The organism is Phyllobacterium zundukense (genome assembly GCF_025452195.1).
Classification (GTDB): domain Bacteria; phylum Pseudomonadota; class Alphaproteobacteria; order Rhizobiales; family Rhizobiaceae; genus Phyllobacterium; species Phyllobacterium zundukense_A.
This window is the reverse complement of the sequence record NZ_CP104973.1, coordinates 57058-79576: the sequence shown is the minus strand read 5'-3', so window position 1 is coordinate 79576 and position 22519 is coordinate 57058. Positions and strand designations below refer to the sequence as shown.

Sequence of the window (22519 nt, the reverse complement as noted above, 5' to 3'; positions counted from 1 at the left end):
CCCTCGTATGGTGATGTCGTAACGATACACGAATGTGCGATCCTTGCTCAATGGCTAATTCGCAACCGCAGGTTGTGGGTCACAGTTTCGCCATGGGGTGAGGCGGGCTGTCTGGATGCAGCCATGCCGCTCTTGTCGAACTCGAACACAACGCTAATGCCGCATGGACAGCTATGGTTTGCAATTTGTCCACATCTGGAAAGACATTTTCGGATCGATGGAAGACCACAGCTGAAGGTTGACCTGTTTATCGCCCCATTATGGAATCAACAGCAGCTTGCCGGTTGTGGCCCGGCTCTCCATGTCGATATGCGCCCGAGCGGCTTCAGCAAGCGCATAGACGCCGCCGATCTTCAACTTCAGCGAACCGCCCGCGACCCAGTCGAAAAGCTGCTGCGTACGAGCGCGGAACAGCTCCGGGGTGTGGATGTGGTCGAAAAAGGTCGCATAGCCGATTTTGATGCTTTTAGGCAGCTTCATGATATCCAATGGACCGGGCCCGCCGAGCACTGGCCCGTACCAGCAAAATGTGCCGCAGCGGCGGAGCGAGTCGAGTGAGCCCTGGAAGGTTTTGGGGCCTGAACCGTCATAGACAACATTAACGCCTTTCCCCGCGGTCAGGTGGAGGACGTCCTCTGCGAACTGTCCCTCGGTATCGACGATGACGTGATCGGCACCAGCCTCCTTTGCTGCCGCGATCTTTTCTTCCGACGAGACGCGTCCGATCACGTGTCCGCCCCTCAACTTTATGATCTGGGTCAGTAGAAGGCCTACCCCGCCGGCAGCCGCATGAACGAGGGCGATGTCCCCTAGCTGCACAGGATAGAAATCGGTGGCGAAGTGACTGGCGGTCAGACCCTGCATCATGACTGATGCGGCCGTACGATCGTCCACGGCGTCGGGAATTCTAACAAGCGAATCTGCCAAAATGGAATGGCGCTCGGCGTAGCTTCCGGGTGCGTAGACCCAGGCAACCCGATCGCCGACTGCAAAACCATCGACCCCATCGCCGACGGATAACACGCGCCCCGCGCCTTCAACGCCGAGAATTTTCGGATTCGCCATCTCGGTCCACGCCATACCCAGGCGCACACCAATGTCCATGAAGTTCACACCGGCGGCGGCGACTTCGACGACGGCATGTCCCGGCATCACCACCGGCTCTGGGCAATCGACGAAATCCATCACGTCGGTGCCTCCGACTTCTTTCATAACCACGGCTTTCATAGCCTCTCCTTTTCTTGACTGATTGTTCCAAAAATGGCCAAAATTTTTACCTACTCAATCGCGCGAAGCGCCAGACGTCCGAGGGATTTCAATTGCTTTCGACTTGCGCCGCTGCGTGCGGCGATGCGGATGCCCGCGACGCTCGCAAAAAGGAAATCTGCCATCGCGCCGGAGGACAAAGTTCTGCTTATATCGCCTGCGGCTTGAGCTTCTTCCAAGCGCTGGCGCGTGGCGCGCATCAAACGTCGGTCCGCGGTTTGATAAATGTATGTGAGTTCTGGTCGGCTTTGGCCGAATTCGCAAATCGAATTGATGCCGAGGCAGGCTTGCTCCGCTGTTTTTACCACGCGCTCTATCATCGCCCGGATACTATCCACCGCGCGCGGTTCCTTGCGCAGCATTACGAGGTGTGCATTGGTTTCTTCTGTCGAGTAGCGCTCCACGGCGAGGCAGTAAAGCTTCCACTTGTCGCCGAAGGTGTCGTATAGGCTCTGCCTCCCGATCTTCATGGCGCGCACAAGCATGTCCGTGGATGTGCCGTCGAAGCCATGCTCGCGAAACACGTCGATTGCTGCGTCCAGCACCTGTTCTTTGTCGAATTCCTTAGTTCGTGCCATAAGCCTCATCTAGGAATAATGGAACGATCTGTCAAGAATGACGCTGTGAAGTAAACTGGACCGGCATAGAAAACGCTGCATGGCCCATCATCAGGCAAGTACAAGGGCAGCATCACAATGCTGCCCTTCTGAGACGGTTCGCGCCGGGAGGCCAGCTATTTGCCCACGGCCGCGCTCTCAATCAGCCGCGCAACCGGTTCTGGATTTGAGACCATCACCACATGCGAAGCACCTTTGACGACGACGGTCTGGCGCGAATGCGCCCGCTCTGCCATGAATGCCAGCGACTGCGGCGGTATATTCTTGTCTTTGTCGCCGTAGATGAACCAAGACGAAATATGTTTCCAGGCTGGGTCGCCCGAGGCCTCATTCAGGGCGGATTCTGTCACCGGTCGTTGTGTTGCAGCCATTAGTTTGGCATCGACCTCGGGTACGTCTGCCGCAAACTGCACGTGGAACTTGTCCTGCTGAATGTACAGGTCGGTGCCACCGCCGGAGAGCTTCACGGGCGGAGCGAGCGTCGGACCGAGCGTGCTCCCGGGGAATTTTCCCGTCAGTCCAACGGCGGTTTCACCCGCTTCGGGCGCAAACGCGCTGACATAGACCAGGGCCTTCACGTTGTCATGGCCGTTTGCCGCCGAACTGACGACGCTACCGCCATAGGAATGGCCGACCAAAACGACGGGCGATTTGATGCTGCTCACAATATCGGAAATGTAACCCGCATCGCTCGCGACGCCGCGAAGGGGATTGGCGGCTGCCAATATCGGATAGCCGTCTTTCTCAAGTATTTTGATGACGCCGTTCCAGCTCGACGTATCGGCGAATGCCCCGTGCACAAGGACGATCGTTGGTTTAGCAGGCTGCTGTGCATGCGCCTGCAAACCGCTCAACAGAACCCCCGCCATCGCGAGTGCCGCTAATAACTTGTTCATTTGAATTTTCCTTTTTGACATATTTACAGGGCCGCTCAAGTTTACTTACGCTCAAGCCGGTGGTGAATCAGACTTGGCCGGCGGATAGTCGGTGGATACACTAAGGGCCCGCCAGTGTTCCAGTTCTTCCAGCTTTGCCCGATCAGCCTGCTCGATGGCTGCCAGCGCATCGCTTCCAAGCGGCAGCCGCAACGGCGGCTTACACATTGCGGCGACCTCAAGTATGACCTGGGCGGCGCGTGATGGATCGCCCGGCTGCCGCCCGTTCAATTCACGCTGCGTGCTCGCCGCTCGACCGACAACTGCGTCGTATTCGGGGCGACCTTCACTCAGTTCGGTCGAAGATCCAGCGAAGTCGGTGCGGAAACCACCGGGCTCGATGATGGTGACCTTGACGCCTATCAACTCCATCTCCCGGACGAGAACTTCAGAGAAGCCCTCGACACCCCATTTGGCGGCGGAGTAGGGTGCACGGCCCGGAGCGCCGATCCGGCCACCCACTGACGAGAATTGGATGATATGGCCGGCGTGCTGTTTTCTCATTAAAGGAATAGCAGCTTTGGTAACGATGATCGTTCCGAACAAGTTGGTTTCGATTTGCCTGCGAAAGTCATCGAGGTCGGTATCTTCGACAGAATTGATGTTGCCGTATCCGGCATTGTTCACGAGGACATCGATCCCCCCGAAGTTATCGCTGGCGATGCGCATGGCCGCCTCCGCGGCGACTGGATCCGTCACATCGAGCGCAGCAGTTCTGACCGCATCTCCATAGCGCTCCTCAAGGTCAGACAGCAGTGCGGGTTCCCGCGCGCTGGCGACGAGACGATGACCGGCGTTGAGCACGGCTTCTGACAGGGCCCGACCGATACCGCGCGAGCTGCCAGTTATGAACCACCGTTGCGACATGAAATCCTTCTCCTCAGGTAAAGCCCGGGCTGACTAGGGTGCAAACCGCGTAAAGACGAAGTCGTGATCTTTCACGAGCGCCTGATGACAGGCGAAACAGGTTTCATGCTGGGCTGCGTCGACAGGTTTGCCGTTCACAAACCGGCCAAATCCCCAGCCGCCGGTGGCCGGGTATTTCTTTGAATCCTTCACCATGATCTGGACAGTCGTCGCAGCGCCGGGAATGGAGGCTGGTGCGAATTCGGGCGACTGAACATGCTTCCAGGCGAGCTTCGTCAGGATGGTCCCGTCGGGGAAAGGAAGTTTCCCCTCGCGATACGCATTCACCGCAATCGCGTTCCCGAGTACCGCCCGAAGCTCATTGAGGGGTTCGCCTTCCTGGGCTGGCGCGATCAGCTCCCATTGCCGATAGCTTTCGGGAATAGTGACGCCGTAGATCGGAGACGCTATTCGCGCATCCGGATCACCGTCTGCCGCGGCCGCAACTGCCGCGATTGCTGACCCCGCTACGACGGCAAGAAACGCCAAATGACCAGCTTTCATGGGGCAACCTCCTCGAAACCATCGACGTCGATGATAGCCTCGGCGAAAGGGTGCGGCGCTTCTTGAGGCAGATTGTGGCCGATGCCACCTGTTAATACGCGGTGTTCATATTTGCCGGAAAACTTCTTGGAATAGGTGCTGGCGTCGGGATGAGGTGCCCCGTTGGCGTCGCCCTCGAGGGTTATGGTTGGCACCGTAATGATGGGACCTTGGGCCAGGTGCTTTTCAAGATCGTCATACTTGGACTCGCCTTCAGCCAAGCCAAGCCGCCAGCGATAATTATGCAGTACGATGGCGACATGATCCGGATTGTCAAAGGCAGCAGCGCTGCGGTCAAAGACGGCATCGTCGAACTTCCACAGCGGCGATGCGAGCCGCCAGATAAGCTTGGCAAAATCCCGCGTGTATTTCTCGTAACCGGCCCTGCCTCGCTCGGTGGCAAAGTAGAACTGATACCACCATGCGAGCTCGGCTTCGGGCGGCAGTGGCATTTTGTTTGCCTCCTGGCTCCCGATGAGATAACCGCTGACGGAGACCATGGCCTTGCAGCGCTCGGGCCAGAGCGCCGCCACGATGTTGGCCGTCCTTGCACCCCAATCAAAACCGCCGATCACTGCTTTTTTAATCGCGAGAGCATCCATCAAGGCGATGACATCGGCGGCGATCACCGCTTGCTGGCCGTTCCGGACCGTTTCAGCCGATAGAAAGTGTGTGGTGCCATGGCCGCGCAAGTGGGGGACGATGACCCGGTACCCAGCCGATGCCAGAATTGCAGCGACATCGACGTAGCTGTGGATGTCGTATGGCCAGCCGTGCAGAAGAATGACTGGAGATCCGTCGGCGGGACCGTCTTCGGCATACCCTACATTCAAGTCACCGGCCTCGATCTGTCTCAGCGAGCGGAAAGATATGCGCGGCGCAGGGACAGTAGCCGAGAGCCTTGGCGTTGTCTTCTGGGCCTGGGCGTTTGCAGTCCCGGTGATGGCGAGTTCGGCAACGGCAATAGCTGCGGCCGTTGTCCCAAGAAAGCGTCGGCGAGTGTGATTGATAGGTTCAGAGGTTTTGCTGGTGGCCATATCTGGATTTCCTTCAAGTATGCATCAGGCTTGATTGGGGGTAATTTTGACCAGATTGATTGCGACATCGATGTTGCCGCGCGTAGCCCTGGAATACGGGCACGTCTGATGGGCGGCATTCAGCAAGGCGCGGGCGACGTCGTCCTCGATGCCAGGCAGGCTGACGTTCAGGCGGACGCGGAGAAAATATGCGCCGCCCGAGACATTCAAATCCACCTCGGCGTCAATCGCCAGGTCTGCCGGAAGTGCGATCTTCGTCCGCTTGGCTTCAATCTGAATCGCCCCTTCGAAACAAGCTGACCAGCCAGCGGCAAACAGCTGTTCGGGATTGGTGCCGCTGCCTGGGATACCGGGAACCGAAAGCCTGATGTCCAGTCGGCCATCAGAACTGCGGGACTTGCCGTTTTCACGCCCGCCGGTCGTGCGGACCTTGGCGGTATAGAGCAACGTCTCATGCTGGTTCATCATATGATTTCCTCAGAGATACCGGTCATCAGCGCAGCGACCTGAACGCGTTTCGCACCTCTTGGGTGAAGAGCCGTGGTTGCTCCCAAGCGGCAAAATGACCGCCGTCCTCGACCTCGTTGAAATAGATGAGGTTGTGGTAACAACGCTGAGCCCAGGTCCGCGGCGCGCAATAAATCTCACCGGGAAAGACGCTCACGGCCACAGGCATCGTTGCGATGTCGACGGCGTTGAAATTGTTGGAATGGTCTTCCCAATAGATTTGCGCGGCTGAGGCTCCGGTACCCGTCAGCCAATAAAGCGAGATATCATCGAGCATTTCGTCGCGGGTCAGTACCTTCTCCGGATCACCATCGCTGTATGTCCACGTAGCGAATTTCTCATAGATCCATGCAGCGAGGCCGGCAGGTGAATCCACCAGCGAATAACCAATTGTCTGCGGCCGGGTCACCATCATGGCCGCATAGCCGGAGCTGTCTTTGTAAAAGGTATCAAGTGCCTTGAAAGCTGCTTTTTCCTTTTCGTTCAGATTATCTGGAGCCGGTCCACCTGCAGTAAGGATGGACGCAATCTCTTTCGGGACAGTCCCGGGCATATTGACGTGAATGCCGATCAGGCCCGGTACATTCTGCAGCGCCATGCGGTGCGAGATGACGGAGCCGCAGTCACCGCCCTGTGACACGTAGCGGTCATATCCCAATCGCTGCATGAGCGTTGCCCATGCCCGGCCGATATGATCCGAGCCCCAACCCGTCGCCGTTGGTTTTCCCGAGAAGCCGAAGCCGGGGATCGAGGGCACGACAAGATGGAACGCGTCGTCGGCGCTGCCGCCATGCGCTGTCGGGTCAGTGAGTGGCCCGATCACCTTGATCATCTCCAGGATCGACCCGGGCCAGCCGTGCGTCATGATCATCGGCAGGGCGTTCTCATGGGGGGAACGAACGTGGATGAAATGAATATCGAGGCCATCGATTTCGGTCACGAACATGGGGAGGGCGTTGAGCTTCGCCTCAATCTTCCGCCAGTCGTAATCCGTTGCCCAGTAGTGCAACATCTCCTGAAGCTTGGCGAGTTGCACGCCTTGGGACTGGTCAATGACGGTCTCCCGGGCAGGCAAGCGTGTCATCACCAGTCGCTGGCGCAGATCGGCAAGCGCCTGGTCCGGAACGTCGACCCGGAAAGGACGGATCGCATCGTTCTTGACCGATGCGCGCACGCGCGCCGGAAGTATGCTCAGGGCCCCCGCGGCAGCTGAGCCGATCAAAAAATGACGCCGCGTCGGCAATAGTGATGATACGGGCATGACGATACTCCTCAAAAAAGCGATTTCTGTGAAAACATTTAGATTGAGGCCACAAGAAACGCCCGTTATGCGCTGTTATGTTCTGTTAGCTGCTGCGAGCAGCAGCGTTCCGGATGATCCTTAATTCCGACGCTTCGGCGCGGATGTCCTATCGAACCATGGGGCGATGAGTTGTTGGCCGCGAGGGATGGCATGAGAGACGAGACGATGACGAGTGGGGATGAAATAATATTTGGCCCTTTCATCCTGGCCGCAAGGAAACGGCTTCTCACCAAAGACGGTGTCCCCGTCGAGCTTGGCGCGCGTGCCCTCGACATCCTGATCGCTTTGGCCTCCCGGCCCAACGTAACTCTCAGTAAAAAAGACCTGTTAACCCGCGCCTGGCCCGACGTCACGGTGGAGGAAGGCAGCCTGCGGTTTCATATGGCCAACCTGCGCAAAGCGCTGGCTGACGGAAAGGAGGGGGCCCGATATATCGCAACCCTGACAGGACGCGGCTACTGTTTCGTCGGATCGATTTCGCGTTCAAGCGACCAGAGCACAATACGCCGTGAGGGTTCCGATGATTTTACTCGTGCCAACCTGCCAAGCCGATTGAATCGAATGGTGGGGCGGGACGATGAGACGCGTACCCTGTCAGCTCAAGTACTGGCTACGCGTTTTGTTACAATACTGGGAGCCGGCGGCGTCGGCAAAACCACCGTTGCGGTGGCTCTGGGGCATGATCTGGCCGAAGCTTTCGCGGGTGCTGTCCATTTCATTGATCTTGGGGCGCTGAGCGACCCGGCCTTTGTGGCGACGACGGTAGCTTCCATATTGGGGTTATCAGTGCAGTCTGATGACGCCGTATCCAGTTTAAGTGCCTATCTGGCAGACAAGCGGGTCCTCCTGATCCTCGATACCTGCGAACATGTCATAGAGTCAGTCGCTGCATTGTCGTCCCGCATCTATATGGTTGCACCACAGGTCCACATTTTGGCAACCAGTCGCGAAGCCATGAGAATCGAAGGGGAACACGTCCACAAACTGACAACGCTCACCTGCCCACCGGACGATCCGGGGCTCACCGCAGCCGTTGCCCAAACGTTCGCTGCAACCCAGTTGTTTGTGGAGAGGGCGAATTCCAGCGGTGCCCGGCTTGAGCTCAGCGACGCGGATGCAGCAATCGTAGCAAGCATCTGTCGGAAGCTCGATGGAGTTCCGCTGGCGATTGAACTAGCCGCTGCTCGGGTCGGCGGCCTTGGTCTCGAAAAAACGGCCGCGCTTCTTGATCATCGCCTGACATTGTGGTGGCAGGGACAGCGCACCGCACCTCAGCGCCAGCAGACGTTACAGGCCACCATGGAATGGAGTTATCAGCTCCTCTCCCAAATGGAGCGTACGGTGCTTCACCGCCTTGCCGTGTTCGTCGGGCATTTTACAATTGAGGCTGCCTTGGCGGTTGTGACAAGTCCGAGGATCGGTCAAACCCTTGTTTTTGGTATTGTCGATAGCCTTGTGGCCAAGTCGATGGTCGCGACTGCGCCGGTTGGGGCCACAATGCGGTACCGTCTCCTGGACACAACGCGGGCCTACGCCCTCGAAGCGAGCACTGACGAGACAGAACTGTCTGACCTGACGGAACGTCACGCGACCTACTACCTTTTGTGGCTGGAGGAAACCGGGGCCGAGTGGCCGACTTTGGGGAGCGCGGCACAGCGGGCGCTGTATCTGGCTGGTCTTTCCAATGTGAGAGCGGCTGTCGAATCCTGTTTCGATGGTGACGGCATTGAAATCGGGATACGACTCGCCGTGGCGGCCGCTCCGGTTTTTCTGTCAATGTCTCTTCTTACCGAATGTCATCGTTGGTCGGAGCGGGCGATTCTGGCCCTGGAAGGCACCATTGGCCACGAAAGAGAGGAGATGCATCTTCATGCAGCCTCGGGAGTATCCTTGATGTTCACCCGAGGAGGAAAGGATGCGGCGCGAGTTGCCCTGAAACGGAGCTTCGCGATTGCCGAAGAATGCGGTGGGCCGCTTGATCAGCTCCAGGTGTTAGGCCCGCTTCAGATGTTCCACCTGCGCACGGGAGAATTTAAAGCTGCGCTAAACTATGCGAACCACTACTCGACTGTAGCCGGAACGCTTGATGACAGGGTCTCCATCACACTGGCTCATTCCTTGATGGGGATATCCCGTCATCTTGGCGGACAGCTTGACGGAGCCCGCGCAGAGCTTGAGGCTGCATTGCAGCCTGGGCCGCCCTTTTCGCGTGCCACCATCTATCTTGGCTTCGACGGCAGAATTCTGGCGGGCGCTATCCTTGCGAGGAACCTGTGGCTGCAAGGGTATTCCGACCAGGCAGCGGAGCTGGTTCGCCAGACAATTGCGGAAGCTGCAAACAAAGACCATCCGTTGACGCTATCCATAGCTTTGATATGGGCTGCTTCATTGTTGCTGTGGACAGGGGACCTCGAGGGTGCAGATCAATACGTCGATTGGCTCTTTTCTCGTGCCAGACCGAATTCACTCGGGCCGTATCTCGCTGTTGCACGTGGTTTGAAGGGGGAACTGGCGATACGTCGGGGCAACGCAAATGCAGGTGTAGAAAGTCTGCAAGCGGCGCTGGACGAGCTTCACGCAGCACCATATGAACTTCTCACTACGCCTCTCAATATCGCTCTCGTTCACGGCCTTGCAGCTACGAACCGGTTTGCTGAAGCCTTCTCGCTGACAGAAACGACGATCGCATTGGTCGAGTCACGGGGCGATCTTTGCTATATGCCCGAGTTGTTGCGTGTGAAGGGCAATCTTTCTCTGACAACTCCGCAAGCCGGCGTGGATGAAGCGGAGCGGTGTTTCCAGTCATCAATACAACTAAGCCGACGTCAGGGCGCGCGCGCGTGGGAACTGCGTGCCGGAACCGATTTGGCTCAGCTTTATGTCGACCGCGGCCAGACCGACCGCGCGCGAGCGTTGTTGCAGCCATTATGCCAACAGGCTGTTGAGGGCCTCGCTACTGCTGATGTTAGAGCAGCGAGCGACCTTTTGGCTACGCTGCGATAAAGGAGAACTTCAGGCAACAATCGCTGTCGACACGGACTGGCCGGGAACATCGTCATTGCCTGGCTGATCACCATGCCGGCGGCCGCAATCATTTCAGCGTTCTTTTATGTCGTCGTCGGGTTTACCCTGTAATCTTTTTGCGGAATGACAGACCATTTTACGGGGCGTCAAGGCCCGTGGTTGTAGCTATTTATGAGACAGTGAAAACGGGTGCTTCTTAAGCCCAAAGTGTTTTGTTCCGGATGGATTTTCTCCAGATCAGCGGTGCGTGGAGATTGACGGATCGAATCTCATCATTGTCCGGCTCGTGTTGCAGCCAGGCGACGCTGCTCTTTACGATCTCGTCCACCGGCTGTGAGAATGTCGTCAAGGCATAGGACGTCCACGCCGACTGCTCGATATCGTCAAAGCCGACCACGCAGAGATCTTCCGGTATGCGCAGCCCAAAATCGTGACGTGCGCCATCCATAAGTCCGAATGCCATAAGATCGTTCACGCAAAATACAGCATCCGGCTGCTTGGGTTCGGTGAACAGTGTCTGAGCGATCGTACGACCGCTTTCATAGACTGTGTTGCCGTGTCGCGTGACTGTCACCTCAAGTCCGAATTCTGCTGCGGCTGCAACGAAGCCCCGTTCTCGTGCCATCAGACTTGGCGTTCCGACTTCGGAATTGGCGAAGGCGAGGTGGCGGCATCCCGCGCGCACAAATGCATTCACCGCCACTCTCGCGGCACCGCCATCGTCAAGATTGATGCGGAAGGGACCATCGATATCATCATCACGGTTGATCAGGACAATCCGCTGGCCGCTATCGAGACAAAGCTTGGTGATTGCCTTGTCGGGTAGGCCGGAAAGCAGAATAGAGGCATCGGCGCGGTAGTTCAGAGTCTGCCGGAGCGCCGCGTCCACACTGCGGTCCGAACGATCCGTATTGATAAGCATTGAGATCTTGCCGGCCTTCTGCAACTCATGGGTGAGGGCGCGCACGAGCCGGGCGCGGTAGGGCGTATCCAGCTCCGACACGACGAGGCAGACGATGCCACTCTCACTGCGCATCAGACCGCGTGCCAGTTGGTTGACGTGATAGCCAAGCGCTTGCGCGGCCTCCATGACCCGCTGGCGTGTTTCCTCCGAAACACTGGCGCCCGGCGTGAATGTTCGAGACACCGCCGAGCGCGATACGCCTGCCCGCTTTGCTACGTCATCAGCGCTGACGAATGATTTGTTCAACTGCATGAATCCATAATTGTTCACGGCATCTTGCACGCGCTTGCGTAGTACTGCAACCACCAGACTCTTAATTTTATTGGAGGAATGCAATAGTCGACTTGACAGACGGTCAGAACGTGTGAAACTTTTGCACACGCTTGCAAAAAAGTGTGCGGCATGGAGGTGCCGCTTTTTCAGGGAGGAAAATCATGCGTTCTGTATTCGCAATTGCCGCCGCTTTTGCTGTTGGTCTTCAGATGATGCCAACCGAGGCGCGCGCTGCGGACAATCTCAATCTGATCTGTTCGGCCGATGTCGTTATCTGTGAGTTGATGAAGGGCACGTTCGAGAAGGAGACGGGTATCCAGGTCAATATGGTCCGTCTGTCTTCGGGCGAAACCTATGCCAAGATCCGCGCCGAGGCACGCAATCCGAAGACCGATATCTGGTGGGCGGGTACTGGTGATCCGCATTTGCAGGCCGCTTCCGAAGGGCTGACTCAAGAATATAAGTCGCCCATGCTAGACCAGTTGCAGGATTGGGCGAAAAAGCAGGCCGAGAGCGCAGATTATAAAACCGTTGGCGTTTATGCGGGTGCGCTTGGCTGGGGCTATAACACCGAGATCGTCAAGAAAAAAGGCCTCAAGGAGGCCAAGTGCTGGGCTGACCTCGTCGATCCATCCTTCAAAGGTGAAATCCAGATCGCCAACCCGAATTCGTCCGGCACTGCCTATACCGCACTGGCGTCTCTGGTTCAGATCATGGGTGAGGACAAGGCTTTCGACTACCTGAAGCAGCTGAACGCGAATATATCGCAATATACAAAATCGGGTTCGGCACCGGTGAAAGCCGCGGCGCGGGGTGAAACGGCGCTAGGTATCGTCTTCATGCATGATGCTGTTGCCCAGATTGCCGAAGGCTTTCCCGTCAAGGCAGTTGCTCCTTGTGAAGGTACCGGCTACGAAATCGGTTCGATGTCGATCATCAAGGGCGCGCGCAATCTCGACGCGGCCAAGAAATGGTATGACTGGGCTCTTTCCGCCGAAGCGCAGTCGCATATGAAGGATGCAAAGTCCTTCCAGCTGCCATCGAACAAGTCTGCCACCGTTCCGCCCGAAGCCCCGAAATTCGAGGATATCAAGCTCATCGATTATGACTTCAAGACCTATGGCGACCCCGCCAAGCGCAAGGAACTGCTTGATCGCTGGGACAAGGAGATTGGTGCAAGCGCCAACTGAACTTGCTTTTGCCTGATGAGGATATGTCCGGATCGTTCCGGACATATCTCCAGCGCAAGTAACTTCTGCGATGAACGAGGGCGGGTGGCGTTATGGAACGTAGCGACCGGAGATTGAATATTGCGCTCGGCATTGGGCTCGCCGGGTTGAGCGTCGTGCCGTGGTACAGGATCGAAAGCGGTTTTTTCAGCTTCGATTGGTTTGGTAACTTTCCGAACGGTTCCAACGAAGCGCCTGCTCTTCTGCAAATATTCGCACACGGCCGCTGGACGCTTGCCGTCATCGCACTGATCTTCGCAGTGGGCCTGTTGGCACGAGCCTTCAAGGTTTCGCGGCCACGTTCAAATCTGCTGATCGCGGCCGGCGCCGCTGGAATTGTCTTCCTGGTGCTGCAGGGGCTTGCTGTCGGGTTTACGGGCTGGACCTGGACGATAACAGAAGCGTTGTTCGGACCGCTTGCCGATGGCCAGCCTTCGATGGGCGCAGGCGCCGGGCTCGTGGCGCTTTCCTTCGTCCTGATGTTTTCCTTCGGACTTGCCGAACGCGGCGTACTCCGGGGCGATGCCTTCGTGGTCGCTTCGATCGCGCTGCTCGTCTTCCTTGTCAGCATCTTTGTGTTCTACCCCGTGGGCAGCATGTTCATTGGCGCCTTCCAGAGTTTCGACGGCTCGTTCGATCCCTCCGGATTTGTCCGCAACATTCAGGATCCATCGATCTGGAGTCTGGATTGTCTTGTTGGGGGTAATCGCTGTGGCGTTGCATGGCGCACGCTACTGCTGGCTATCCTTTCGGCGTTCGGCTCCACATTGCTCGGGCTCTGCTTCGCGCTGGTTGCCACCCGCACCCGCTTTCCGTTCAAGAAGGGACTGCGGCTGCTGACGATCCTGCCGATCATCACGCCGCCCTTCGTCATCGGCCTCGCGCTCATTCTTCTTTTCGGCCGCGCCGGTGTCGTGACCCATCAGCTTTCCAACCTCTTCGGGATTGAGCCGGGCCGCTGGCTTTATGGCCTGACCGGTATCTGGATTGCACAGGTCCTGTCTTTCACGCCCATCTCGTTTCTGGTGCTCATCGGCGTCGTCGAGGGTGTCAGCCCGTCGATGGAGGAAGCATCGCAAACCCTGCGCGCGGATCGCTGGCGTACGTTCTGGAAAGTTTCGTTGCCTTTGATGAAGCCAGGTCTCGCGAACGCTTTTCTGATCGGCTTCATCGAGAGCATGGCAGATTTCGGTAACCCTCTGGTGCTCGGCGGCAGCCATGGGGTGCTCTCGACGGAAATCTTCTTTGCCGTTGTCGGCTCGCAGAACGATCCTTCGCGTGCCGCGGTGCTGGCGATCATCCTTTTGTTTTTCACGCTCTCGGCCTTTCTTGCGCAGCGACTATGGCTGGCTGGCAAGAGCTTCGCGACAGTGACCGGCAAGGGAGATTCGGGCGCGCATATTGCCTTGCCGCGATCGCTGTCCATTGGCGTCCATGCCATCGTCATTCCCTGGATACTGTTCACGCTGGTCATCTACGGCATGATCCTGTTCGGGGGCTTTGTCCGCACATGGGGCCTCGACAACACCCTGACCTTCGAGCACTACCAGCGCGCTTTCTCTTTCAGCTTTGAGAACGGCGCTATCGCCTGGACAGGTGTCGCGTGGAACTCGTTCTGGACAACGATCAAGATCGCGCTGATTTCGGCACCGCTGACCGCTGCTGTCGGGTTGCTGACCGCCTACCTGATCGTCAGGCAGCGATTCGTCGGGCGCAACGTATTCGAGTTCGCGCTGATGATGAGTTTTGCCATACCAGGCACTGTCATCGGTATCAGCTACATCATGGCCTTCAATCTCCCGCCGCTGGAAATGACTGGCACGGCGCTGATCCTCATAGCCTGCTTTGTCTTTCGCAACATGCCGGTCGGCGTGCGCGGCGGCGTGGCGGCGATGAGCCAGCTCGACAAGAGTCTGGATGAGGCGTCGCTGACCTTGCGGGCAACGAGCTTCCGGACAATCCGCAAGGTCATCCTGCCCTTGCTTCGTCCAGCGATCGTTGCTGCGCTGGTCTATTCGTTCGTCCGCGCCATCACATCGATCAGCGCTGTCATATTCCTTGTCAGTGCCGAATATAACATGGCGACTTCCTACATTGTCGGGCTCGTCGAGAACGGCGAATACGGCGTTGCCGTGGCCTACTCGTCACTGCTCATCGTCGTCATGATCGTTATCATTACCTGTTTCCAGCTGCTGGTGGGTGAACGGAGATTGCGCCGCGAGAATCGCGTTGCAACGGCCTTTATTCCGTCTGCCGCACCACAAGAGAAGGCCGCATCATGACCACCCATCACACCGGCTCTGTTGTTTTCACCAATGTCAAAAAGCAGTTTGGCACGTTCACGGCCATCCACGATCTGTCTCTGGACATCGAACCCGGCACACTTGTAACGCTGCTGGGCCCATCAGGCTGTGGCAAGACGACGACCCTGCGCATGCTCGCCGGGCTTGAGCATCCAACTGCAGGACGCATTCTCATCGGTGGTAAAGATGTCACGATGCTTCCCGCCAACGAACGCGATGTCTCGATGGTTTTCCAATCCTACGCGCTGTTCCCGCATATGTCCGTGCTGGAAAACGTCGCTTATGGACTTGAATCATCGAAGATGAAAAAGAATGAGGCGCGGGAACGGGCGGAAGAGGGGCTGAAGCAGGTCGGTCTTGCCGGCTACGGCCAGAGGCTCCCTGCTGAACTCTCCGGCGGGCAGCAGCAGCGCGTTGCCGTCGCCAGAGCTCTGGTGCTCGAGCCGCAGGTGCTCTTGCTGGATGAACCCCTTTCCAACCTCGATGCGCGCCTGCGGCGCCGTGTGCGCACGGAAATCCGTGAACTGCAGCAGCGTCTAGGGTTTACCGCAGTCTATGTCACCCATGACCAGGAAGAGGCACTTGCAGTCTCGGACAGGATTATCGTCATGCAGGATGGCCTGATCGCCCAGCAGGGTTCGCCGCGCGATCTTTACGAAGCTCCAGCCTCATCGTTCATTGCCGACTTCATCGGTGAGGCGAACGTCCTGCCTTGCGAAGTCCTGCGTAGCGATGGGGGGCAGGCGATCATTCGAGTCGGAAAGCTGGAACATTCTGTGCCAGGCCGGAGCGCCCGCCCGGGACCGGCAAGGATCGCCGTCAGGCCTAATGCGATCACGCTCGAGGCGGCTGAGAGCGGGGCGTTTCCCGGCAGCATACGGCATGCAGCCTATCTCGGGGATCATGTGGAATATGAAGTCGAGACGGAGGCGGGCACATTATTCGTCGTAGATCCGGCCATCGACAGAACGCTTCCACCGGCGACCAATGTCAGCATCGGCTTTCACCATCGCGGCATCGCCATCATCAACAATTGAAATCTGCATTCATATTTAAGGAAAGAACATGACATCCGACGTCACCGTTGATCTTCAGGATCGCTTTGCCCTGGCCAGGGAGATGGCGATTGAGGCGGGGGCCGTGGCTCTTGCGCATTTCAACGCGCGCGAAAGGCTGGTTATTGAAACCAAGGCGGATCCACACGACGTCGTTTCGATCGCCGATCGAGACGTGGAAGAACTTATTCGGACCCGGATTGCCGCAGCTTTTCCAGGCGATGCGATCCTTGGCGAGGAGTACGGTGTCAGCTTTGGTACATCTGATTACACCTGGGTCGTCGATCCGATCGACGGTACGAGCCCATTCGTCAATGGCATGCCAACGTGGTGCATTTCGATTGCGGCCCTGCACGGCGAGGAAATTGCCATCGGCGTCATTTATGTGCCCTGCAACGACGAGCTTTACGCTTCCGCCACCGGGATGGGAGCGACGTTGAACGGTAAAATCCTAAAACTCGATGGAAGCCGCACAATCCGTAACGCCGTGACTGGTATCGGCGCCAACAATCATGTGACGCCAGCGGCCGTCGCATCGATCGTCGAAAAACTGCTCGACGCGGGCGGAAATTTCATCCGCAACGGGTCTGGTGCCCTGATGCTGGCCTACGTCGCTGCCGGTCGCCTCGTTGGTTATTACGAGCCTTATATGCATGCGTGGGATTGCATGGCCGGCTATTGTCTCGTCAAGGAAGCAGGCGGCTGGCATTATCCCTTCCCGATCAGGGGCGACGGCCTTACGAAAGGATCGCCGGTGCTTGCCGCCGCTAACGGTGCTGTAAGCGATCTGCGGACAATCGCGGGGCTCTAAGCTTGCCCGCTGAAGAAGCAGCATTTGCGAATGATCTGTTCCTGGTGGCGGTCTATTTGCCAGACAGAGGCGCACCCTTTCTTTGCTTCTGCCTGCGCATGCGGGATTGATGCTTTGTCCCTACGCGCAACAATTTTTGGAAGGTAGGGCATTCCAGGTGTGAGGGGGCAGGGCAATCTGCCACATGACGCATCATAGCTGCCAAAGCCTTAATCTCTTGAGCCTTTTGATCCAGAGCATCGGCGCGTGCCCGTAGCTCCTCGCGTGGGATTGCGATTTCCCTGTTGCGACCAAAAATCTCAGCGACATCACTTAAAAGAAATCCTGCTGCGCGAGCCATATTGATCAACGCAAGCCGGTTGAGTACCTCCGGCTCATACTGGCGCCGCAACCCGTGTCTGCCTACCGAAGCGATAAGCCGCTGCTCCTCATAGTATCGCAGGGTCGAGGCAGGCAGGCCGCTTGCCACAACCACCTCGGCTATATCCAGAAATTTCATACTTGACCTCAAGTTGACTTGAATTCGTATCGTGCCAGCTAGTGATTAGAAACGCAACGGAGATGATACGAATGCGACTAACCAATGAACTTGAAGATCGGCCAATCTGGCGCGACCCGCGCGCAATCTCTCTTATGATGGCGGCGTCTCTTACGGTGATGACGGCCGCCACAATTAGTCCCGCTTTGCCCGGCTTGGAAAGGCAATTTGCAGGCAATGAAACCAATGCGCTTCTTATCCGCCTACTGGTCCCGGCTCCGTCATTGGCAGTCGTCCTTGTTGCTCCTTGGTGTGGGGCTATTGCTGATCGATCAGGTCGGCGACGGATGCTTTTGGCGGGGTTGATCTTGTTTATTATCTCCGGAAGCGCTGGGCTGGTCCTACCGACGTTGCCATTGATCATGGTCAGCAGGTTGTGCCTGGGTGTTTCGCTTGCCATGATCATGACAGCGCAATCGGCGCTAATCGGGGACTACTTCTCGGGCCGAGCTCTGCATGCTATCTCGAGCGGCCAGGTCTCTGCCCGGAATTTTGGCGGGTTTGTTTTCATTCTCATCGCTGGCCTTCTTGCGACGGTTGAACCAAGGCTGCCCTTCGCAGTTTATGTTCTGCCAGCACTCGCTTTGCCGTTTTTCTGGCGTGTAATTGTCGATCTACCGTCGAGCACGCCTGCTGAACAAAGCTCCACTACCTCCTCCTCTGGCAGGTTCCGGCCAGTCGTATATCTCCTCGCTTTCGGTCAGATGGTCATAACGACGCTGTTTTTCGTTATGCCGACCCAGCTACCCTTCTTTCTATCAGGACAAGGTTACTCCTCCCCCGCGGTGACCGGAACTGCACTCGGGACACTCATGCTCGCGGGCGGGGGCGCGGCTCTTTGCTACCCTCATCTTCGCGAGGCGATTGGCCATGCTGGCAATTGGGCCTGTGGCTTTGGGTTGATGGCTACTGGGTTCGCGATCCTCGTGACAATCGAGGCGGGGACGGCGGTCTTTATAGGTTGCGCAGCCATTGGTGCAGGTTACGCGTTGGCCACACCAGGGTTTATAGCAATCTCCCTTGGTTTGACCCCTCCCAGCCGACGCGGAAAGACGGGAGCGCTGCTGACGGCATCGGTCTTTCTCGGCCAATTCCTATCGCCTCTTATCAGCAGTCCCGCAATATCCGAATGGGGATGGCGCGTCAGCGGTATTGGGCTTGCTGCAGTTCTGGGTATTTTAGCACTGATCTCGGGGTTGGCGTTCCGGCACTTGGTGCGCGAGGTATAGAAGCTTTCTTGGGCAATGCCTCGCAATCCAACATTCTGAGTGCTGCAAATCGCCAGGATGATCAGCAGAAGTTGCACCAACACCATGGCGAACAAGAGCACGCCGTGCTGACGTCGGATTAGTCTGCGAAATTCGCCCCCATATAACATCTTGTGCTTCCAGCCGGTGGAAGCTTTACCATCGCGTTACGGAGTCGAAAAAGTAAGATGCGGATTTGGATTATTGCTCATGGCAGCCGTGCAAGACCGCTGGGGATTGTGATCCTGCTCGCGGTCTGCGCGATGCTCGGTCCCGTCCCCTCGATGGGCTCGGACGCGATCCCGGAGGTGGTCAAGGCGCGTCAGGAGGCAATGAAGGCCATGGCCAATGCGGGTAAGAAAATCGCCGGAATGTTTGAAGGCAAGCTTCCTTATGATGCCCCGGCCTTCAAACGATGGGCAGAAACGATAAAAGCACATTCCGGCGCTGCGCTGATGGCGGAATTTCCTGCCGCGTCGTTCGGCCCGCCCTCGGCAGCAAAATACGAGATAGACCCGTCGCGCGACGAATTCGATGCCCTGGCCCGGAAGGTCGCCTCATTTGCGTCGGTCATCTCGGCCGCAGCAGACCAGGCACCGGACGACATCACGCCGCAGATGCGCATGGGAGCGGGCATGTCCACCATCGGCAGCAGCCTGCTGGGTAAGCGTAAGGTTGCGGCAGGTGAAGAAGATATCTCGAAACTTCCCGCCGAACACGCCTTTCATCTGATGCTGCAGGAATGCTCTGCCTGCCACGCCAAGTTCAGGGAGGAAATCCACTAGGCTTGGCACGGTGCTGTCGAATGCAACAACCAGTGTAGGGAAAACCGTCAATGTTCGTCCAACCGATCGATTACATTCTCGTTGTCTGGTTTATTTTGGCCGCGTTGAGCACAGCCTACGCGGCCCGTGACCAGTTCTGGAACAATCCAGAGCCTGCGATGATGAAGTGGGGCTTCATTCTGGTCAAGCTCTATCTCGGACCGGTAGGCCGCGATTGACGCCCGGCAGCGAAGCTTGCCGGCGGTGCAAAGTTATCAAGATGGTTGGTGAAATGACAAGCTGGTTTGATGCATCAAACCAGCTGTCGCCAGGCACGAACTACTCGGACGTCTTCAGGTAACCGAGCACTGCGTCCGCGATCATGTTGCGATGACGCTCCATGGTCTCAGGTTTTGAAAGATCGCGCCGAAATATTGTTCCGAATGTGTAGCGGTTTGAAACGCGGAAGAAGCAAAACGCGCTAATCATCATATGCACGTCAATCGGGTCGGCGTTTCGCCGGAAAACATTATCTCGTATGCCGCGCTTCAGGATTCCGGCAATGGTTTCGATTACGGAGACATTCAGATCGCGGATTGCCTCGGATCGGAGCATATGGGCCGCGTGATGAATATTCTCGATACTGACCAATCGAACGAAATCCGGATTGGCCTCATCATGATTGAACGTGGTTGAGATCAATGTTCGCAACGCCGCTTCCGGCGGTAGGTTCGTAAGTTCCAAATCCGCTTCAAGTGTCCGGATTTTTCGGTACGATCGTTCTAACACGGCGAGGTACAGACCCTCTTTGCTGCCGAAATAATAATAGATCATGCGTTTGGAAGTTCGGGTGCGTTCCGCGATGGCATCGACGCGGGCTCCGGCAAGACCATGCGTTGAAAACTCCTCCGTCGCCACGACGAGGATATCCTCCTGCGTTCTCTGCGGATCGTTCTTTCTTGCACTCGCCGAACTGTCGGTCAATTCGAGTCCCATCGCATCAAGCTGTTGAATGTAAGAGTGAAAATCCAGGACGTGTGAATATTCGCTCCCCGAATACCTGTCTCGGCGTCTACGAAGTCATATTCACCTTCAATCGATCTTTCAATAGAAGCGCTTGACATTCGAACTGGTTAGTACATTTTAAGGCAATATGCAATTTGGCCTGTGCTGGAGGAGCGCAGATCATGCGGACATGGTGTCGGGGTTTTCAGACGACGCATGCCCTTCGCATGTAGAAAAAGACTGTCCTGAACAGTTCACTCGCGGAGGAGCGAATGGCGCGCATAATCGAATTCTGCTTTCTCATGCTGAAGGTTGCGATTGCACTGTTGCTGGCGGGCATGGTGGTACTGGTTTTCGGCAATGTCGTCCTGCGCTACGCGTTCAATCAGGGCATCACTTACTCCGAAGAACTCGCGCGGCTGTTTTTCGTATGGCTGACATTCCTCGGCGCTGTTGTCGCCATGCATGAACATGGTCATTTGGGCGTCGATTCTGTTATCCGGCGTTTACCGCCAAATACTGCCAAGGCGGCCGTTTTGGCCGGTCATTTCCTTATGCTGGTAGCTACATGGTTATTGATCACCGGCAGCTGGGATCAGACACTCATCAACTTGCATGTCAAAGCGCCTGCGACCGGTATTTCCATGGCATTCTTTTATGGTGCGGGCCTCGCGTTCGGGGTTCCCGCATTCTTGATTCTTCTTTGGGATGCCTTTTGCGTCGCGACAGGCCGCATCGATCTGGCGACTGCCGAGCTTGTCCGCGACTCCGAAGAGCAGATCGCTGACGATGACCATTCAAGCACGGGGCTGGTCCGTCCTGTCAATACGCTGGGGAGCCAGCGATGACGGTAGCAATCTTCCTTGGTGCACTGCTTGGGCCCATGGCGCTGGGCGTGCCGATCGCCTTCGCCCTGATCGTCAGCGGCGTCGCGCTCATGATGTATCTCGGCATGTTCGACGCCCAGATCGTTGCGCAAAATGTGTTGAACGGCGCGGACAGCTTTCCATTGATGGCGGTCCCGTTCTTCATGCTTGCTGGCGAAGTAATGAACACCGGGGGCCTGTCACGGCGCATCGTCGCTCTGGCCATGTCTCTGGTCGGTCATATCCGCGGCGGCCTGGGTTTCGTGGCGATCTTTGCCGCTTGCGTGCTGTCGAGCCTTTCAGGATCTGCCGTGGCTGATGCGGCCGCGCTGGGCACGCTGCTATTGCCGATGATGCTGAAATCGGGCCATGACCCGGCGCGAGCAGGTGGACTGCTTGCCTCGGCGTCGATCATTGGACCGATCATCCCGCCTTCGATTGGTTTCATCCTCTATGGCGTCGTCGGCGGCGTGTCGATTACCAAGCTGTTTCTTGCCGGAATATTTCCCGGTCTCTTGATCGCCATGGCGCTTTGCATCACGTGGCTGATTGTTGCAAGCAAGGAGCAATTCAGCCTGCCCCCACGACAATCCGGAGCGGTCCGGTTCAAGGCATTCATTGACAGCATCTGGGCTCTCATGCTGCCGCTTATCATCATCGTCGGGTTGAAATTCGGTGTGTTCACGCCCACCGAAGCAGGAGTGGTCGCGGCCGTTTATTCGCTCTTCGTCGCCATGGTGATCTATCGCGAATTGCCGCCAGCAAAACTTTTCCACGTTTTCGTCGCCGCTGCGAAGATTACGGCTGTCGTCATGTTCCTGGTCGCGGCGGCAGCGGTTTCCGCGTGGCTGATCACTGTGGCCGACGTGCCGGGTGATCTCGCCGCTCTGATCGAACCATTGATGGGCAATCAGACATTGCTACTCCTCGCCATCATGGTTCTCGTGGTGCTCGTCGGTACCGCAATGGATATGACGCCGACCATTCTCATCATGACGCCTGTGCTCATGCCCATTATCAAACAGGCGGGGATCGATCCCGTGTATTTCGGCGTCCTTTTCATCATCAACAACTCGATCGGCCTCATCACGCCGCCGGTCGGCACCGTGCTCAATGTCATCTGCGGAATATCGAAACTTTCGATGGAAGAGCTGATGAAGGGCGTCATGCCATTTCTCATCGCTGAACTCATCGTGCTGCTCCTGCTTGTCCTGTTTCCGCAACTGGTAATGGTGCCGGTGAGCTGGCTGGGACATTGAAGAGCAGGTGGGACGTGACGAAAAGAATTCAACCGGCCGTGGGGAGAGACACCGGCCAACATTGGGA

The 22519-nt window shown here is 57.1% G+C and carries 21 protein-coding genes; 10 read left to right on the top strand and 11 right to left on the bottom strand.

From position 1 onward, the window contains the following. Positions 1–258: 258 nt before the first annotated feature. The 8 genes from N8E88_RS12805 to N8E88_RS12770 form a co-directional block, all read right to left on the bottom strand. Complete coding sequence (locus tag N8E88_RS12805; protein ID WP_262294001.1) at positions 259–1227, bottom strand: quinone oxidoreductase family protein; 969 nt, start codon at positions 1225–1227, stop codon at positions 259–261. 50 nt (positions 1228–1277) lie between these two features. Beyond that, on the bottom strand, positions 1278–1844 hold the full coding sequence (locus tag N8E88_RS12800) for a TetR/AcrR family transcriptional regulator (RefSeq protein ID WP_262294000.1): 567 nt from the start codon (positions 1842–1844) through the stop codon (positions 1278–1280). Positions 1845–1999: 155 nt separating this feature from the next. After that, positions 2000–2779, bottom strand: coding sequence for an alpha/beta fold hydrolase (locus N8E88_RS12795; RefSeq protein WP_262293999.1), 780 nt, complete (start codon positions 2777–2779; stop codon positions 2000–2002). Between the two features lie 51 nt (positions 2780–2830). Then, positions 2831–3685 (bottom strand): oxidoreductase, encoded by an 855-nt coding sequence (locus N8E88_RS12790; protein ID WP_262293998.1) that lies wholly within the window; start codon positions 3683–3685, stop codon positions 2831–2833. 33 nt (positions 3686–3718) lie between these two features. Next, positions 3719–4228: a cytochrome P460 family protein gene (locus N8E88_RS12785; RefSeq protein ID WP_262293997.1), complete on the bottom strand. Its 510-nt coding sequence runs from the start codon at positions 4226–4228 to the stop codon at positions 3719–3721. Further along, positions 4225–5304 (bottom strand): alpha/beta fold hydrolase, encoded by a 1080-nt coding sequence (locus N8E88_RS12780; protein ID WP_262293996.1) that lies wholly within the window; start codon positions 5302–5304, stop codon positions 4225–4227. The genes N8E88_RS12785 and N8E88_RS12780 overlap by 4 nt, the downstream gene beginning before the upstream one ends. Before the next feature lie 24 nt (positions 5305–5328). Further along, positions 5329–5769 carry an organic hydroperoxide resistance protein gene (locus N8E88_RS12775; RefSeq protein WP_262295711.1) on the bottom strand — a complete coding sequence of 147 codons (441 nt, stop codon included), beginning with the start codon at positions 5767–5769 and terminating at the stop codon, positions 5329–5331. 28 nt (positions 5770–5797) lie between these two features. Further along, entirely contained in the window at positions 5798–7072 is a 1275-nt protein-coding gene (locus tag N8E88_RS12770; RefSeq protein WP_262293995.1) for an epoxide hydrolase family protein, read from the bottom strand. Between the two features lie 192 nt (positions 7073–7264). On the opposite strand from N8E88_RS12770, the gene N8E88_RS12765 reads away from it, so the two are divergent. Then, a complete protein-coding gene (locus N8E88_RS12765; RefSeq protein ID WP_262293994.1) occupies positions 7265–10117 on the top strand; it encodes an ATP-binding protein in 2853 nt (950 codons plus the stop codon). Positions 10118–10334: 217 nt separating this feature from the next. Here N8E88_RS12765 and N8E88_RS12760 read toward each other — a convergent pair whose 3' ends face one another. After that, a complete protein-coding gene (locus N8E88_RS12760) occupies positions 10335–11354 on the bottom strand; it encodes a LacI family DNA-binding transcriptional regulator (RefSeq protein ID WP_410010714.1) in 1020 nt (339 codons plus the stop codon). Positions 11355–11536: 182 nt separating this feature from the next. Here N8E88_RS12760 and N8E88_RS12755 point away from each other — a divergent pair, with 182 nt between their 5' ends. The 4 genes from N8E88_RS12755 to N8E88_RS12740 all read left to right on the top strand — a co-directional run bounded on the left by N8E88_RS12755 (position 11537) and on the right by N8E88_RS12740 (position 16773). Next, positions 11537–12565 carry an ABC transporter substrate-binding protein gene (locus tag N8E88_RS12755; RefSeq protein WP_262293992.1) on the top strand — a complete coding sequence of 343 codons (1029 nt, stop codon included), beginning with the start codon at positions 11537–11539 and terminating at the stop codon, positions 12563–12565. 92 nt (positions 12566–12657) lie between these two features. Further along, positions 12658–14886 (top strand): ABC transporter permease, encoded by a 2229-nt coding sequence (locus N8E88_RS12750; protein ID WP_262293991.1) that lies wholly within the window; start codon positions 12658–12660, stop codon positions 14884–14886. Continuing rightward, positions 14883–15944, top strand: a complete 1062-nt coding sequence (locus tag N8E88_RS12745; RefSeq protein WP_224510709.1) for an ABC transporter ATP-binding protein — start codon at positions 14883–14885, stop codon at positions 15942–15944. The genes N8E88_RS12750 and N8E88_RS12745 overlap by 4 nt, the downstream gene beginning before the upstream one ends. A 28-nt stretch (positions 15945–15972) precedes the next feature. Beyond that, positions 15973–16773 (top strand): inositol monophosphatase family protein, encoded by an 801-nt coding sequence (locus N8E88_RS12740; protein ID WP_262293990.1) that lies wholly within the window; start codon positions 15973–15975, stop codon positions 16771–16773. Positions 16774–16825: 52 nt separating this feature from the next. On the opposite strand, the gene N8E88_RS12735 is transcribed toward N8E88_RS12740, so the two are convergent. Then, on the bottom strand, positions 16826–17272 hold the full coding sequence (locus N8E88_RS12735; RefSeq protein WP_262293989.1) for a helix-turn-helix domain-containing protein: 447 nt from the start codon (positions 17270–17272) through the stop codon (positions 16826–16828). Positions 17273–17343: 71 nt separating this feature from the next. Here N8E88_RS12735 and N8E88_RS12730 point away from each other — a divergent pair, with 71 nt between their 5' ends. The 3 genes from N8E88_RS12730 (at position 17344) to N8E88_RS12720 (ending at position 19561) form a co-directional block, all read left to right on the top strand. After that, positions 17344–18540: an MFS transporter gene (locus tag N8E88_RS12730; RefSeq protein WP_262293988.1), complete on the top strand. Its 1197-nt coding sequence runs from the start codon at positions 17344–17346 to the stop codon at positions 18538–18540. A 206-nt stretch (positions 18541–18746) separates the two neighbouring features. After that, positions 18747–19343 carry a cytochrome c gene (locus tag N8E88_RS12725; protein ID WP_262293987.1) on the top strand — a complete coding sequence of 199 codons (597 nt, stop codon included), beginning with the start codon at positions 18747–18749 and terminating at the stop codon, positions 19341–19343. A gap of 50 nt (positions 19344–19393) precedes the next feature. After that, positions 19394–19561, top strand: a complete 168-nt coding sequence (locus tag N8E88_RS12720) for a hypothetical protein (RefSeq protein WP_262295730.1) — start codon at positions 19394–19396, stop codon at positions 19559–19561. Positions 19562–19661: 100 nt separating this feature from the next. Here the strand turns inward: N8E88_RS12720 and N8E88_RS12715 are convergent, their stop codons facing one another. Continuing rightward, a complete protein-coding gene (locus tag N8E88_RS12715) occupies positions 19662–20306 on the bottom strand; it encodes a TetR/AcrR family transcriptional regulator (RefSeq protein WP_262293986.1) in 645 nt (214 codons plus the stop codon). Between the two features lie 293 nt (positions 20307–20599). On the opposite strand from N8E88_RS12715, the gene N8E88_RS12710 reads away from it, so the two are divergent. Together N8E88_RS12710 and N8E88_RS12705 are read left to right on the top strand one after the other, a co-directional pair. After that, complete coding sequence (locus N8E88_RS12710) at positions 20600–21175, top strand: TRAP transporter small permease (RefSeq protein WP_262293985.1); 576 nt, start codon at positions 20600–20602, stop codon at positions 21173–21175. After that, positions 21172–22452 carry a TRAP transporter large permease gene (locus N8E88_RS12705; protein WP_262293984.1) on the top strand — a complete coding sequence of 427 codons (1281 nt, stop codon included), beginning with the start codon at positions 21172–21174 and terminating at the stop codon, positions 22450–22452. The genes N8E88_RS12710 and N8E88_RS12705 overlap by 4 nt, the downstream gene beginning before the upstream one ends. Positions 22453–22519 lie beyond the last annotated feature (67 nt).